Genomic DNA, 13,825 nt, shown 5'->3' on the forward strand with positions numbered 1-13,825 from the left:
TCCTCGGGGCCGGCGGGGGTGATGGCGGGGAGAGGGCCCCTCCTCTTCATCGTCGGAGTGACGCGGCGCCCGGTTGCGTCACTCCGCCCTTTTTCTCAGCGAGCGGGGCGTTTTTCGGTCCGGCTGGACCCGGCTGTCACTTAATGCCGGACTTGGAGGGGGGCGGAGGGGAGTGTCCGTCGGGCCGGGCGTGCTGGACGGCGTGGACGATGCGGGCTTCGGCCTGGAGTTTTTCGACGACGGCGGCAGGCAGGCGGGCGCGCTCGGCGGCGACGGCGAGGGTGATCAGAAAGGCCTCGCTGACGGGCCCCTGCGTGGAGGTGTTGCGCTCGGCGGGGGTGAAGGCGTGGGCGTCCACCACGGTGCCGGAGGCGGTGCGCACCTTCACCGGGCGCTCCTCGGTGGCCATGGCGAGCGCGGTCTCCAGGCGGGCGAGGACGGGCCAGGACTCGGTGGCGACGGGGCGCAGCCGCCCGGACAACCGGTGTCCGGGCGCATCCACCAGGCGTGCGACCCGGCCGCCCCAGTTGGGCACGTGCACGTCGTAGACGACGTCCACGTCCAGGGCTTCGGCGAGCTCGCCTTCGGGAAAGTCGGGCACGGGGGGCAGGCCGTGCAGGTGCCGGCTCGCCGAGGCCGGGGCCAGGTCGAGGGAGAACGCGAACCAGGGACGCGAAGCCGCGGGGCCAGATGCCATGGGGACGAGTGTCCCCGGCGCGCGGCGGTGGAACAAGGGCCGGGTCGTGCGGATCCGCGTCCGGGGGCCAGGTGGCTCCGGGCTTTCCGGGAGCAGGTGCGCTCCCGGAAGGTCCGGCACGCTCAGAACCGCATGGCCTCCACGGCGGCCACCATCTTGCCGACGTCGTAGGCGTAGAAGCCGGCCGAGTTCAGGTTGTTGAACTCACCGATGAACAGCTCGCCTGCGTGCATGAACACGTCCAGCGCGTAGGCGCGGTCCGGGCCCCAGGTGTCCGCCATGCGCTGCGCGAAGGCCTGGACCTCCGGCTCCACCTGGGACGAGGCCACCACGCGGTCCCCCAGCTTGTAGAGCGAGCCGGTGATGACCCGGCCGTCAACGACGACCATGCGGTACTCGCGCTGGATGTGCCTGGGCGCGCTGACGGCCACCGGCGTGTCGGCGGTGACCGTCGCGTACGTGTCGAGCTTCAGGACCTGCTCGCGCCAGTGGGTGAACGCGTCCCAGGACGTGAGCATGCCGGAGAAGGCCTTGTCGTCCAGGCAGGGGCGGATGAAGAAGAGCCCCGGCTGCTCCGGCACGTCCGCGAAGCGATGCACCGTGGCCTCGGCGTTCAGCAGGTGCGGGCCCAGGTGCCGCCGCCAGACGCGGAAGTCGAACTGGTCGTTGATGAAGGCGCCGGGGGTCCAGCCCTGCTCGCGCGCGTAGCGGGTCAGGGAGAGCGAGCCCATCACGATGACGGGGCCGGACGGCTGCACCGCGGGCTCGATGCCACCTCCGAACGGGATGACCTTGACCAGGGTGTGCGGGATGGAGCCGTGCGCCAGGACATCCATCAACGTGTGGAAGCCCTGCTCGTTGAAGAGGTTGTTCTGGACGACCCAATGCATGCGCGGCTCCGTGGATGATGGCCGCCGCGCGGACGTGGGAGCGAGGAACGGGCTGACAGGCGGTTCACGTCACCACGGCGGCGAGGATGCGCTCGAAGAGCCAGGGGGCGCGGCCCAGCAGTCGCACCACGGGCCTGCGCAGGCTCGGGCGGCGCGCGAGCATCAACAGACCGTGCGTGGTCCAGGCGTACTTGCGGAACACCTGCTGGAAGGTGCGCTCGTAGGGCAGCAGCGTGTCGCGGCCCGCGCCCTTCGCCAGGGCGTCCGGGAGCAGCGCGCCCAGGGACTCCGCGCAGGCGAAGACGAGCGTGAGTCCTTCGCCTGTCAGCGCGTCCACGTAGCCGGCGGCATCACCGACGAGGGCGAAGCGATCCGCGACGCGCCTGCGGGCCACGCGTGCCAGGGGTCCTGCGCCGCGTGGCTGGGAGTCCGGCTCCGCGCCGGTGAGCTTTTCCGCCAAGCGGGGGAAGCGCTCCAGCATCGAGTCGAAACCCACGCGGCCCGGCACCGTGCCGTCCTCCCAGAGGAACGCGATGCCCACGCGCTCCGCTCCGGCGGGCGTCACGTAGGCCTCGACGCCGGAGGCGAAGTGCACTTCCACGTAGGGTGTCCAAGGCACTCGCCGGAAGTGGCGCCGCAGTCCGTAGCGCCGGGGCACGGCCTGCTCTACATCCAGGCCCTCGGCCTTGCGCAGCGGTGAGTTCAAGCCGTCCGCCGCGACGAGGAAGCGCGCGGACACGCGGCCCACGGGCGTCTCCAGCATCACCCCGTCCGGCGTGCGCACGTGCGACACGACATGCGTGTGCTCGCGCAGGTCCACCCCTACTTCGCGCGCGCGGGTCGCCAGCGCCTGGGACAGGGCCAGCCTGCGGACTCCCAGTCCACCGGGCGCGGGCAGTTTTCCTTCCGCCGTGCTGCCATCCTCCTGCACGTAGCGGATACCGACGAAGGGCGAGCTGTCGCTCCGGTCCAGGTGCGCGAGCGCGCCCAGCCGCTCCAGCGCCGCGAGGCCGGAGGGCATCAGGCCTTCACCGCACGCCTTGTCCACGGGCGTGGATGCACGCTCCACCACCACCGTGTCCAGCCCACGCCGGGCCGCCGTGATGGCCACCGCGAGCCCCGCTGGACCTCCGCCCACCACGACCACGTCATGCTGCTTCACGTGTCCAGCCACGTCACGAGTCGTGCTCCGCACGCACCATCGCCAGCGCGCTCTTCGCCATCTCCACCGCGAGCCCCACCGCGCCCACCTTCTTCGGCGCCGTCAGCTCTCCGGCCAGATAGCGCCGCAGCGCTTCGCTCCTTCGCAGCTTGCCGCTGGACGTGCGTGGCAGCGTCCCTGGCTCCAGCAGTCTCACCGTGTGCGGCTGCACGCCCGTCGCCTCCACCACCGCCGCGCGGATGTCCGCCTCCACCGACGCCACGTCCGCGCCCCGCTCCGCGCGCTCGGCCAGGATGAGCAACGCTTCGTCCTCGCCGCCCTCGGGCGTGAAGCCCAGCGCCACCGCGCAGCCCGTGCGCACGCCGTCCACCTTGAGCAGCGGATCCTCGAAGGCCTGCGGCGCGTGGTTCGCGCCCCGGATGATCACCAGGTCCTTCTCGCGGCCCGTCAGGTACAGCTCTCCGTCCGCGCTGAAGCCCAGGTCTCCCGTGTCCAGCCAGCCCTCTCCCACCAGCGCCCGCGCCGTCGCCTCCGCGTCCTCGAAGTAGCCGCGCATCACCGACGGCCCCTTCGTGAACACGCGCCCCACCTGGCGCTCCGGCAACACCGCGCCGTTCTCGCCTCTCACCTGCACTTCGAAGCCCGCCACCGGCGCGCCCACGCTCACCAGCGTGCGAGCCCCGTCACGCGCCTGCCCCTCGCGCGCCAGCACGTCCGGATCCACGCCCAGCTCGCGCGGCCCCCGGCCCGCGGGCGGGAACGTCACCGCCAGCGACGCCTCCGACAAGCCATACACCGGCCGCAGCGCCCGAGCTGTGAAGCCCCACTTCTCGAACCGCTCCGCGAAGCGGCGCAGCGTGTCCGCGGACACCGGCTCCGCGCCGTTGAGCGCGTGCAACCACCCGGACAGGTCCACGCCCTGCAGGTCCGCGTCCTTCACCCGCTTCAAACACAACCCATAGGCGAAGTTCGGCGCGGGCGACACGAAGCCCCGGTGCCGCGACAGCGCGCGCAGCCACAGCGCCGGCTTCACCAGGAACGTCTCCGGCGGAATCAGCACCAGGCTGCCCGGGTAGTACAGCGCCGCGAGCACACAGCCGATGAGCCCCATGTCGTGGTACAGCGGCAGCCAGCTCACGCCCACCGGCGTCACGCCCGGTGCCACCGGCATCGCCTCCTCCAGCGCCGCCACCTGCGCCACCAGCGCCCCGTGCGTCAGCGCCACCGGCTTCGGCTCCACCGTGGAGCCGGAAGAGAACTGGATGAGCCCCAGCGCGTCGGGCCCCACCTCCACCTCCAGGTCCTCGTCGCCGTGCAGCACCGCGTCCACCGTGTGACAGCCCAGCTTCGGCCGCGCCAGCGCCATGCTCGGGCCCAGGAGCAGCCGCACACGTGTGTCCGTCAGCACCACCACCGCGCCCGTCAGCTGGAGCATGCGCGCCGTCGAGCGGTGGTACTCGTCCAGCCGCCCCAGCCGCACCGGCGGGTACAGCGGCACCGGCACCGCGCCCGCCAGCAACGCGCCGAAGTACGCATCCATGAACGCGGGTGACGTGGGCAACAGCAGCGCCACCCGGTCTCCCGGACGCACGCCCATCCGCGCCAGCCCCGCCGCCGCGCGCTTCGCCCGCCGGTAGACCTGGGCCCACGGCAGGGACGTCTCGTGCTCGGCGGCATCCACGAATACCAGCCCCAGCGACGTGTGCGACGTCGCCTTCAGCATCGCGTTCACCGTGGCGTGCTTCAGCGCCGGCAGGGGCGGCCCCTTCACGGGTGCGCTCCCACGTCCGGCTTCGCGGCCTCGACCCGCCTGGCCACCAGCCGCGCCAGGTCCTCCACCGTCCGCACGCCCTGCGCGTCCTCCTCCGACAGCAGCACCCGGAAGCGGTTCTCCAGGCCCACCGCCAGCACCGTCAGCCCCAGGCTGTCCAGGTGCAGATCCCGGAGCAGGTCGTGCGCGGGCTCCACCGCGCCCTCGAACTCCAGCTCCTCGCGGGCGATGCGGCGGATCTCCGCCATCGCCTCCATCACGATGTCAGCCACGGCGAACCTCCGGAATGAAGCGGGGACGGTGGGCGAAGGCCTCGGAGTACACCGCTCCGAGCGCCGCCTCCTCCGCGCGGATGCGCACGTAGAGCAGCGCCGCGTTGCCCACCGTGAACACGACCGCCGTCACCCACGCCCCGTGGATGAGCGGCACGCAGAACAGCTCCAACACCACCGCCACGTAGTTCGGATGCCGCAGGAACCGGTACGGCCCGCCCGTCACCGGCGCCAGCCCCGGCACCACGATGATGCGCGAGTTCCACCGGTCACCCAGCGTCCCGATGGCCCAGTACCGCAGCCCCTGCGCCACCCCCGCGCCCACCAGCGCCGCCCAGCTCCACGCGCCCCAGAAGGGACGCTGGAGGCCGAACACCTCCGCGACACACGCGACAAGGAACAGCGTGTGGAACACGACCATGAACCGGTAGTGCCCCTGCCCCGTCTCCACCCCGCCCCGCGCGAAGGCTCGCGCCGCGTTGCGCTTGGAGAGCACCAGCTCCAACAGCCGCTCCGCGACGAGCAGCCCCATGAAGCCCGCGAACAACGCCTGTGTGCCGGTCACCATCGCACCAGTACCATCTCCGCGCAGAAGCCCGGGCCCATGGCCATCACCACGCCCCAGTCTCCCGGCTTCGTGTCCGCCTCCTCCAATGTCTCCCCCAGCACGAAGAGCACCGACGCGCTGGACAGGTTGCCCACCTGCCGCAGCGACTTCCACGAGCGCTCCAGCGCGCCGGGCTCCAGCTCCAGCGCGGACTCGAAGCCCTCCAGCACCTTGGGGCCGCCGGTGTGCGCCACCCAGTGCTTCACGTCCCCGCGGGCCAGCCCGTGCTCCGCGAGGAAGCCATCCACGTTGCCCCGGATGTGCTCCTTCACCAGCTGCGGCACCTTCGCGGACAGCACCACCTTGAAGCCCGTGTCCACCACGTCCCAGCCCATCACCCGCTCGGTGTCCGGGTAGAACACCGACCGCGAGCCCACCACGCGCGGCCCCGTGGATGGAGCCTCCGCGCCCCGCAGCACCACGCACGCCGCGCCGTCACCAAAGAGGCCGGAGGCGATGATGTTGGGGATGGACAGGTCCTCGCGCTGGAGCGTGAGCGAGCACAGCTCCGTGGCGATGAGCAGCGCCGTCTGCTTCGGGAACGCGCGCAGGTAGTCCGACGCTCGGGCCAGGCCCGCCGCGCCCGCCACGCAGCCCAGGCCGAAGATGGGCGTGCGCTTCACGTCCTCGCGCAGGCCCATCCGGTTGACCAGCCGCGCGTCCACGCTGGGCGTGGCGATGCCCGTCACCGTGACGAAGAAGACATGGTCCACGTCCTTCGGAGTGAGCCCCGCGCGCGACAGCGCCTCCCGCGCCACCTTCTCCGACAGCTCCGTGGCCACGCGGATCCACGCGTCGTTGCGCTGCTGGAACGTCGCGAGCGCCGGGTACTCCTCCAGCGGCAGCGCCAGGTGCCGGCCGCCCACCTGCACGTTGCGGTGCAGGTCCTCCAGCCGCTCCAGGTTGTAGTGCTTCGTCGCCCACAGGTCGCGCAGCGCCGCGATGAGCTGCTCCTGGCTGGCGTAGTGCGGAGGAAGCGCGCGTCCCACCGCGCTCAACGAAGGGGATGGCGCGGGGTCGTGATGGGGTGTGCTGGGCATGAAGTCCTGGAGGGTCCCACCCGGGGAGCCGAGTCCCCAGGCTTAATCCCCCGCAGGGCCGGATGCGACGGTGTATCGCCGGACCTGCACGCCCATGAACCCCCGGGCCTGCCCACACTGTTGCACACGCGACGCCCCGCGGCCCCCGAAGGGGCCCTGACTCAACCGAAGGGGTAGCCCAGCACGCAGTAGTAGCCGCGGACGTAGATGGTCAGCGCGGCGAACATGTCCGGCGCGAACGTGGTGATGGCCAGCGTGCCGAACATCAGGGCCATCAGCAGCAGGGTGAACTCCGCCGCGGCCTGTCCCCGCGAGCGTGGCCTGCGCAGCCAGCGATAGCTCCTCCACACCCAGCCGTTCATTCGTCTTCTTCCTTGGTTGTGAAGCCGGTGCAGGCATCGTCGGCTTCGTGGAAGTAGCCGCGCTCTCCCTTCTTCACGTACTCGGCCTCGGGGAAGCCGGTTTCGCTTGCGCCCTGGAAGTACGGCCCGCGGCAGCGGTAGGCCCGCATGGGCCAGTTGGCGCCGTAGCCGCTGGACGGGATGATGCCGCGCTTCATCTGGATCTCCCGGGGCTCGCAGGAGCCGAGGCACCAGTTCGTGTCATCCAGCCAGTACGCCGCCTCCAGCACGTCACCCGGGGTCATCCGGGTGGCGGTGACGGTGGGAACGCCGGGCTCCTCCACGTGGCGCAGCCGGATGGAGTCGCGGATGTAGGCCGCGTCGAAGGGTGAATCGAGCTGGAGCACCTGCAGCGCGTTGCTGATGGCGTTGACGACGCCCGAATCGGCGGCGCCCGCGTAGACGATGGGACGCACGCGGTCGCGCGTCAGCTGCTCCACCCGGTCGTAGCTCTGGGACGGCCTGTCCCCGGAGCGCCAGGCCCTCCAGGTGTCGTGGTAGACGTAGAAGTTCTCCCGGAAGACCAGGTCCAGCCGCGAATCGCCAAAGCCCGTGGTGTAGAGGCCGATCGCCTGGGGAATGATGCGGTTCACCAGGCGGACCTCCACGTCGACCTGGACCGCGCCGGTTCGGGTGTCCAGCCCCATCCGCCGGGCCATCTGCTCCGGCGTGCTGCCCAGGGCCGCGAGCGTCCCGCCCACCGACCCGGAGGCACCCGCCGCCGACGCGATGTCCGCCAGTCCCAGGCGCTTCAAGGGGGCGTCCGCGTCCTGCATCCTGGCGGAGAAGGTCACCTCGTTGCGGTAGGCGCTTCCCAGCTCGCCATCCTCCGTGGCGCTGTCCAGGTCCTGGAAGCGCCGCAGGGCATCGCTCGTGATGCCCGTCAGGTCCGAGCGCGCGACGCGCTCGAAGGCGATGAAGCGTGCCAGCTGCGCGGTCTTGAGGCGCGCGCGCTGGACCTCCCAGAAGTAGTTCACCCACAAGAGCAGCGCCACGAAGAGGGGGGCCAGCAGCGCCAGCTCCACCGTGGCGGAGCCCCTCCGGCTCCGGGACATGGAACGCATCACCCGCCCCTTCCTCAGTACGTCACGCCGTTGAACAGCCATTTCGCGTCCCGGTAGGAGGGAATCAGCCACCCCAGGTTCTCCTCGTCCCAGTGGGTCTGCACGGGCGCCAGGCGCGCGGTCCAGACGGGGTTGAAGAAGTTGGGCTCCTCCTTCCATTCACCCGGCCGGTGGTAGATGGCGCGTCCCACGGACATGGCCATCATTCCGCCGGAGTACTGCCGGAAGTCCTGGGCGAAGGCATCCTGCTTTCCCCCGACGTACTTCCAGGTCAGGTCCAGCACGGACTCCTGGATGCCCGCCTCCAGGTTCGTCGTGCCATTCGACTCGGCGGTGCCGGAGTTGAAGCGGCCGGTCCCCTGCTTGCGCAGGAAGTGGTTCCGGCTGAGGTTGTCCAGTTGGAAGACCTCCTTCTGGCTCCCGTCCCCGCCATCACCACGCTCCGCGCCCATGTCCTTGCTCAGCACCACCATGTTGCAGGGGTAGCCGAAGTGGTTGTGCCAGGGATCGACGAAGCTGGTGTCGGAGGTGACGAACGGCGTGATGCCCTGCCATGGATGGTGGGCGGACACCTTCTGGTTGCCATACTCCTGATGGAAGCCATCGCGCGCGTCCGCCGCGACGCGGAAGTGCAGCTCGAAGACGGTGGACCAGTCGAGGAAGCCCAGGCCGCAGCCGGGACGCACCTCCATCTTGATGTCATCCGCCGCGAAGAGCTGGTCGTTGCGGTTGCCCTCGAACCGCTCGGAGAAGCTCTTGATCTGACTGTCGGCGGTCTTCTGGACGCGCAGCTCTCCCACGACGAGGCACAGCCGCAGGCTCCACTCGCGCCCGATGAGCACCGGGCCCTCGCCGGTGGCGGTCCAGTCCCTGCGCACCGCGTTGGCCATGCTGCCCATGAGCAGGCGGTACTTGGCCATGTCCGGGTCGGACAGCCGGTTGCGGTTGCGATTGAGCAGCCTCCCTCGCGTCTGCATGCCCGTGGGGTCCGGCCCCATGGTGGGGCTGCTGCTGCGGGGACCGTCGTCCAGCACGTGGAGGAAGTTCTTCGCGTTGGAGTGGTTGATGGTCCCGATGTCCGCGTACAGCGCGGGCAGCGGCACGTCGCGGAAGCTGGCATTGCGGGCCATGGAGAACTCCACCTCCGCCCGCGGGTCCGTCACGTGGATGCTCTTGTCGCGTTTCGCATCGCTGTACAGGTCATACAGCGTGGCGGACAGCATGCCTTCCTGGGCAATCCAGAGGGCGATGTTCAACTGGGTCAGGACATTCACCAGGGTCGGGGCGATCTTCTCCACCGTCTTCACCCAGGCCTTGATCATCGCGGAGATGGCCGCGAAGACCGGCCCGATGCCCGGGAGGACCTTCAGGAACTTCGCCGCGGCGCCGATGGTCCGGTCCAGGTACACCGCGTGACTCACGTAGGACATCACCGTGAGCATGGCGTTGTAGTGAACGATCATCGCGCGGTTGGTGTACGCCAGGAAGTTGTACGCGCGGGCCTCCTTCACCGCGAGCGTGTAGGCCTGCGCGTCCGCCGCGTCCTGGAGCTTCATCTTCTCATACACGCCATGGCCGATGCTGACGGATGACATCACCGCCACGGCCACCACCAGCATGCACACGGCGCCCAGCACCAGGGCCTGTCCCCGCTCGTCCCGGCGCATCCGCCTGACCATGCCAAACATCCAGTGCCCCTTTCCTAGCCGTCCACCGCGCAGGACACGGGCCCCCGGCCCTGGTCGCCCCGGATGAGGTTGGATTGCATCCGCATGGTGGAGGTGGCCACCACCGGAATCGCATACGTCTGCGCCCCGGCCAGCCTGGCGAGTTCCTTGAAATAGGACTTCGCGCGCCTGGCCCCTTCCGCCTCCAGGTACTGGGACGCGGAGCCGCCTCCGGGGGCCCGCTGGGTGAGGAAGGTGACGCCCTCCAATTGGCCCAGGGCCTCCCGGCCCATGTAGAAGGTATGCAGTTGCCAGTTCGCGAACGGAATGCGCAATTCGTAGAAGTACGTCACCCGCACGGACAGCAGGTTCGCCGCCACGACGGTGGCGTCGCGGTAGTCATCGAAGTCGATCTCCCTGCCGCCCAGGTGCGAGCCATAGGAGGCAAAGAGGCTGCTGTACGGGCCGGCCCTGGGGTTGAGCACCTCCACGCGCACCCGCTCCAGGGTCGAGCCGGGAAAGCGCTGGTTCTGTTGCCAGTGCGTCCCAATCGTATAGGCGTCATGGACCTCCATGGCGTTGAGGAGCGTGTCCGTCCGCCCCCGCCCCCCGGACTCGGGCGGTCCCAGCGTCGGCGCGAGCGCCATGTAAGCGGCGCTCTTCATGGTCTCGCAATCACCATGATTGACAATGCCTGTGCGGGCCGCGCGGTAGGCGGCGTACTCGGTCATCAACCTTGCATGGTGCAGGGTGGTGAGCTGGAGGGTCCCCAGGATGAGGAACACCATCAGCGGCACCACCAGCGCGGACTCCACGGCGGCCTGACCCGACTCCCCCCGGCTGGCCGAATTGACCGTTTGCATTTGGCTTCCAGCCTCACACAGGCCGGAAGGGATTGACCAGTCCTTGCCACCAATGCCTGCCTGAAAGGGCAACTCCCAGGCAGACATCTGTCAGCTAGCGGAAGCTTGTCTACCCATGGCTTCCAAAGCAATCACCGCCAGGACATGTGGGATATCAGGCGATGGAGTCCACCACGCCCCCGTCGACCCGCAGCGCGGCGCCCCGCGGCCTGTCCTCCACCGCGCAAGCCATCCCCTGTTCTGTCCTGCCAGCGACGACAGACAGCGCTTCCGGCCAGCGTCGATTTCCCTGACAGGCCGGTAGCATCCGGGCCGTTCGCGCGCTGGGGGGATTCGATGAAGATGGTCTGTGTTGGCGGAGGCCCTGCCGGGCTCTATTTCTCGATCCTGGCGAAGCTGTCCAACCCGAAGCACGACGTCACCGTCGTCGAGCGCAACCCCGCGGGCATGACGTATGGCTGGGGCGTCGTGTTCTGGGATGACCTGCTGGACGACCTCTTCCGCAACGACCCGGTGAGCGCGCAGCGGATCGCCCAGGCCGCGGCGCGCTGGGACACGCAGGAGGTGCACCTGCGGGGCCAGTACGCGACGCACATTGGCGGTTATGGCTTCGCGCTGGGACGGGACCGGCTGCTGGACATCCTCATCCGGCGGGCGAAGGGGTTGGGCGTGGACGTCCGCTTCGAGCACGACGTGACGGACCTCTCCGGGTTCATGGACGCGGACCTCGTCGTCGCCTGTGACGGCGTCAACAGCCGGCTGCGCCAGCGCCACGCCCATCACTTCCAGACGCACGTGGAGGAGGGACGCAACAAGTACATCTGGCTGGGCACCAACAAGGTGTTCGACGCCTTCACCTTCGCCTTCGAGGAGACGCCCGCCGGCTGGCTCTGGTTCCATGGCTACCGTTTCAACAGTGAGACCAGCACCTGCATCGTGGAGTGCCAGGAGACGACCTGGAAGGCATTGGGCTTCGACTCGCTGGGACCGGATGAGACGCTCCGGAAGCTGGAGGGCATCTTCCAGAGCCGGCTCCAGGGCAAGTCCCTGTTCAACCAGCTGAAGGGCATGGGCCGGGCGCCGTGGCTCAACTTCAAGCGCATCACCAACCAGCGCTGGTACCACGACAACCTGGTGCTCATGGGTGACTCCGCGCACACCACGCACTTCTCCATCGGCTCCGGGACGAAGCTGGCCATGCAGGACGCCATCGGGCTGGCGCGGCAGCTGCGAGCGCAGCCGGACGTGCCGACCGCGCTGGAGGCGTATGACGAGGAGCGGCGCGCCTCCCTGCTGGCCATCCAGCTGGCGGCGCGCAGCAGCTCCGAGTGGTTCGAGAACGTCCCCAGCTACGTGGACCAGGACGCGACCCAGTTCGCCTACGCGCTGCTGAACCGCCGGGGCAGCTCCGTGTGGAGCTACCTGCTGCTCATGGCCAGCCAGCAGCCCTCGCTGCAGGGGATGCTGCGCAAGATCCACCACTCCAAACAGTGGGTCCGCGAGCAGCGCAGGGGCCGCGGCGCCGTGGCCCTGAGCCTCCCGCCTCCTCCGGCCTAGGGAGACGTCGCGGCGTCCGGCGGGGGCGGCGTGGCGACGAGCAGGCCGTGGCCCGCGTTGAATCGGAAGACGAACTCCCCCTCGACTTCAGTCGAGGGCACCATCCCGCCGTTCGTCCCCCAGGACGCCTCGAAGTCCTCCCACGAGTAGATCTCCTCGCGGTTCTCGAAGGGGTTGTAGACGCGCACCGTCCAGCCTCCGTTCCCGTTGTCCTCCACCGCGCGCACGTTCACCCAGTGCGACACCGCCTTCGTGCTGTCGCCATGGAGGCGCAGCATGCCGTCCTTGTCCTCGTCGCCGATCTTCGTGTCGATGTTCACCAGCGCGATGAGCGCCTTGCCGTCGTCGAGCATCCGCGCCATGTCCTCCGGCGCCGGCATCGACGCCGACCCCGACGTGTAGCCGGTCGTCCACCCCCGGGCCTCGTAGACCTTCGCCAGGGGCGTCGCCGTGGTCGTATCTCCGCTATTGAGGATGCCCGCGCTCGTCGCCGCGAAGGCCGTCAGCGCCTCCTTGGGTGACATGCCCAGCGAGGCACCCACCGCCAGGGGGCCGCACAGGTTGTAGTGGACCTGGCGCCAGCCCGGGCCGAGGGCCTTCTCCAGGTTGATGTACTGCGCGGCGGAGCCCTCTTGCAGCGCGTTGTCGAGCCACTCCCCCACCTGGCCATTGCCCAACGAGCTGTCCACGCCGAGGAAGGGGTGCTCCGCCACCGCGCCATCCTCTGGCACCCCGTCGAAGATGAGCGACGTCTGCTCGCGCACGGCGGCCTGCCACTCCTGCTGGAAGAGGGACTGCTTGCCCTCGGGCGGAAGGTGGTCCCACACCAGGGAGTCCACGGTGGAAGGTGGCGGACCGTTGACGTCGAACTCCGGCATTGGCCAGTTCTCCGCCACCACCTTCTCCCGGGCGGTCTGGATGATCTCCGCGCGGCTCTCTTGCGGCAGCGCGTTCCAGACGTGCATCTCGATGTCGGGCGGGCGTGTGCCGTCCGCCATCCATCGGGGGACGGGGGACTCATAGGGCGGTACCGGGGGCTTCTCCTCCTCGACCAGGGATGCCTTCACCCAGACCTGGGTTCCGTTCTCCAGTTCCACGTTCAGCCAGGATGCATCGTCGTTCTGGCCAATCACCTTCATCCGGTCCCCCATGTTCATGGTGGCGACCCAGGCTCCCTGGGTGCCCGGACTGGCGCGGGTGTTGATGTCGTCCTTGATGGGCGTGACCCACTGCTCGCCATCCGCCACCTGGCGGTCCGCCACACCGGACAGCCCCAGCTTCTGGATGAGGGCTTCGCGCTGGGGCCCGGGAGGCGTGGAGAGGACCTGCTGCATCCTGCCCGCTGGCACCGGGACGGGCTGCGAGTAGCGAGGATGCGTCGCCTGCCACTGGCCCAGCGTCTCGTAGCGCACCGTGGGGTGGTTGGGGTCCACCACGGAGCCGTCCGGCCTGCGCACCAGGGCGTGGCCCACGCCGTCGCTCGCGTCACGCATGAGGACGATGGAGTCCCCCGGCCGCGCCAGCCCCACCGCCTTCTCCAGGCAGTTGGCGCTGCCGTCTCCCAACCGCTCCGTGTGCAGGTTGCTCGCGGGCGCGGTCGTGGAGTCGAACGCCGACACCGACCCGAACGGCTGAGGACGGGGCGCGGGCTGGAGCGTGGGGCCTTTTCCCGCCGGAGCGGGCAGGGGCTCCGGGCGGGGCGGCACGAACGCGGACATGAAGCGGGGGAACTGAATCATCGGGAGCGGCCTCGGGGACGAAAACGTCGTTTCCCCAAGTCACGCGGAGCAGCACCCGAATTGAATTAAGCCGAGTTAAACGTACATCCCCGGCC

Annotated in this window: 13 protein-coding genes; 1 reads left to right on the top strand and 12 read right to left on the bottom strand. The window is 69.6% G+C overall.

Annotated features, from left to right (window positions below):
* Positions 1–136: 136 nt before the first annotated feature.
* The 11 genes from D7Y21_RS20265 to D7Y21_RS20315 all read right to left on the bottom strand — a co-directional run bounded on the left by D7Y21_RS20265 (position 137) and on the right by D7Y21_RS20315 (position 10,434).
* A complete protein-coding gene (locus D7Y21_RS20265; protein ID WP_121715142.1) occupies positions 137–697 on the bottom strand; it encodes a gamma-glutamylcyclotransferase in 561 nt (186 codons plus the stop codon).
* A 122-nt stretch (positions 698–819) separates the two neighbouring features.
* Positions 820–1,587: an ATP-grasp domain-containing protein gene (locus D7Y21_RS20270; RefSeq protein WP_121715144.1), complete on the bottom strand. Its 768-nt coding sequence runs from the start codon at positions 1,585–1,587 to the stop codon at positions 820–822.
* Positions 1,588–1,651: 64 nt separating this feature from the next.
* The gene (locus D7Y21_RS20275) at positions 1,652–2,749 is read right to left on the bottom strand and encodes an NAD(P)/FAD-dependent oxidoreductase (RefSeq protein WP_121715180.1); all 1,098 of its coding nucleotides are present in this window, start codon (positions 2,747–2,749) and stop codon (positions 1,652–1,654) included.
* A gap of 13 nt (positions 2,750–2,762) precedes the next feature.
* Positions 2,763–4,520: a fatty acyl-AMP ligase gene (locus D7Y21_RS20280; RefSeq protein WP_121715146.1), complete on the bottom strand. Its 1,758-nt coding sequence runs from the start codon at positions 4,518–4,520 to the stop codon at positions 2,763–2,765.
* Complete coding sequence (locus D7Y21_RS20285) at positions 4,517–4,768, bottom strand: acyl carrier protein (protein WP_370038937.1); 252 nt, start codon at positions 4,766–4,768, stop codon at positions 4,517–4,519. The genes D7Y21_RS20280 and D7Y21_RS20285 overlap by 4 nt, the downstream gene beginning before the upstream one ends.
* Before the next feature lie 16 nt (positions 4,769–4,784).
* Positions 4,785–5,360 carry an isoprenylcysteine carboxyl methyltransferase family protein gene (locus D7Y21_RS20290; protein WP_121715150.1) on the bottom strand — a complete coding sequence of 192 codons (576 nt, stop codon included), beginning with the start codon at positions 5,358–5,360 and terminating at the stop codon, positions 4,785–4,787.
* Entirely contained in the window at positions 5,354–6,439 is a 1,086-nt protein-coding gene (locus tag D7Y21_RS20295) for a type III polyketide synthase (RefSeq protein WP_120561158.1), read from the bottom strand. Before D7Y21_RS20295 ends, D7Y21_RS20290 begins: the two co-directional genes overlap by 7 nt.
* 161 nt (positions 6,440–6,600) lie before the next feature.
* Positions 6,601–6,801 (bottom strand): hypothetical protein, encoded by a 201-nt coding sequence (locus D7Y21_RS20300; protein WP_120561157.1) that lies wholly within the window; start codon positions 6,799–6,801, stop codon positions 6,601–6,603.
* Positions 6,798–7,904 (bottom strand): pilus assembly protein, encoded by a 1,107-nt coding sequence (locus tag D7Y21_RS20305; protein ID WP_120561156.1) that lies wholly within the window; start codon positions 7,902–7,904, stop codon positions 6,798–6,800. The genes D7Y21_RS20300 and D7Y21_RS20305 overlap by 4 nt, the downstream gene beginning before the upstream one ends.
* A gap of 14 nt (positions 7,905–7,918) precedes the next feature.
* Positions 7,919–9,592: a pilus assembly protein TadG-related protein gene (locus tag D7Y21_RS20310; protein ID WP_121715152.1), complete on the bottom strand. Its 1,674-nt coding sequence runs from the start codon at positions 9,590–9,592 to the stop codon at positions 7,919–7,921.
* A gap of 14 nt (positions 9,593–9,606) precedes the next feature.
* Positions 9,607–10,434 carry a TadE family protein gene (locus D7Y21_RS20315; protein ID WP_121715154.1) on the bottom strand — a complete coding sequence of 276 codons (828 nt, stop codon included), beginning with the start codon at positions 10,432–10,434 and terminating at the stop codon, positions 9,607–9,609.
* Positions 10,435–10,770: 336 nt separating this feature from the next.
* Between D7Y21_RS20315 and D7Y21_RS20320 the strand changes: the two genes are divergently transcribed.
* Positions 10,771–11,991, top strand: a complete 1,221-nt coding sequence (locus D7Y21_RS20320; protein ID WP_120561153.1) for an FAD-dependent monooxygenase — start codon at positions 10,771–10,773, stop codon at positions 11,989–11,991.
* On the opposite strand, the gene D7Y21_RS20325 is transcribed toward D7Y21_RS20320, so the two are convergent.
* On the bottom strand, positions 11,988–13,730 hold the full coding sequence (locus D7Y21_RS20325; RefSeq protein WP_121715156.1) for an SH3 domain-containing protein: 1,743 nt from the start codon (positions 13,728–13,730) through the stop codon (positions 11,988–11,990). The genes D7Y21_RS20320 and D7Y21_RS20325 overlap by 4 nt on opposite strands.
* Positions 13,731–13,825 lie beyond the last annotated feature (95 nt).

Source organism: Corallococcus sp. AB045 (assembly GCF_003668895.1).
GTDB lineage: Bacteria > Myxococcota > Myxococcia > Myxococcales > Myxococcaceae > Corallococcus > Corallococcus coralloides.

Excerpts from the sequence above, each read along its gene's own strand:
- D7Y21_RS20325 (WP_121715156.1), bottom strand. The coding sequence starts at position 13,730 with ATGATTCAGTTCCCCCGCTTCATGTCCGCGTTCGTGCCGCCCCGCCCG.
- D7Y21_RS20305 (WP_120561156.1), bottom strand. The coding sequence starts at position 7,904 with ATGCGTTCCATGTCCCGGAGCCGGAGGGGCTCCGCCACGGTGGAGCTG.
- D7Y21_RS20295 (WP_120561158.1), bottom strand. The coding sequence starts at position 6,439 with ATGCCCAGCACACCCCATCACGACCCCGCGCCATCCCCTTCGTTGAGC.
- D7Y21_RS20315 (WP_121715154.1), bottom strand. The coding sequence starts at position 10,434 with ATGCAAACGGTCAATTCGGCCAGCCGGGGGGAGTCGGGTCAGGCCGCC.
- D7Y21_RS20290 (WP_121715150.1), bottom strand. The coding sequence starts at position 5,360 with ATGGTGACCGGCACACAGGCGTTGTTCGCGGGCTTCATGGGGCTGCTC.
- D7Y21_RS20265 (WP_121715142.1), bottom strand. The coding sequence starts at position 697 with ATGGCATCTGGCCCCGCGGCTTCGCGTCCCTGGTTCGCGTTCTCCCTC.
- D7Y21_RS20300 (WP_120561157.1), bottom strand. The coding sequence starts at position 6,801 with ATGAACGGCTGGGTGTGGAGGAGCTATCGCTGGCTGCGCAGGCCACGC.
- D7Y21_RS20270 (WP_121715144.1), bottom strand. The coding sequence starts at position 1,587 with ATGCATTGGGTCGTCCAGAACAACCTCTTCAACGAGCAGGGCTTCCAC.
- D7Y21_RS20320 (WP_120561153.1), top strand. The coding sequence starts at position 10,771 with ATGAAGATGGTCTGTGTTGGCGGAGGCCCTGCCGGGCTCTATTTCTCG.
- D7Y21_RS20310 (WP_121715152.1), bottom strand. The coding sequence starts at position 9,592 with ATGTTTGGCATGGTCAGGCGGATGCGCCGGGACGAGCGGGGACAGGCC.
- D7Y21_RS20285 (WP_370038937.1), bottom strand. The coding sequence starts at position 4,768 with ATGGCGGAGATCCGCCGCATCGCCCGCGAGGAGCTGGAGTTCGAGGGC.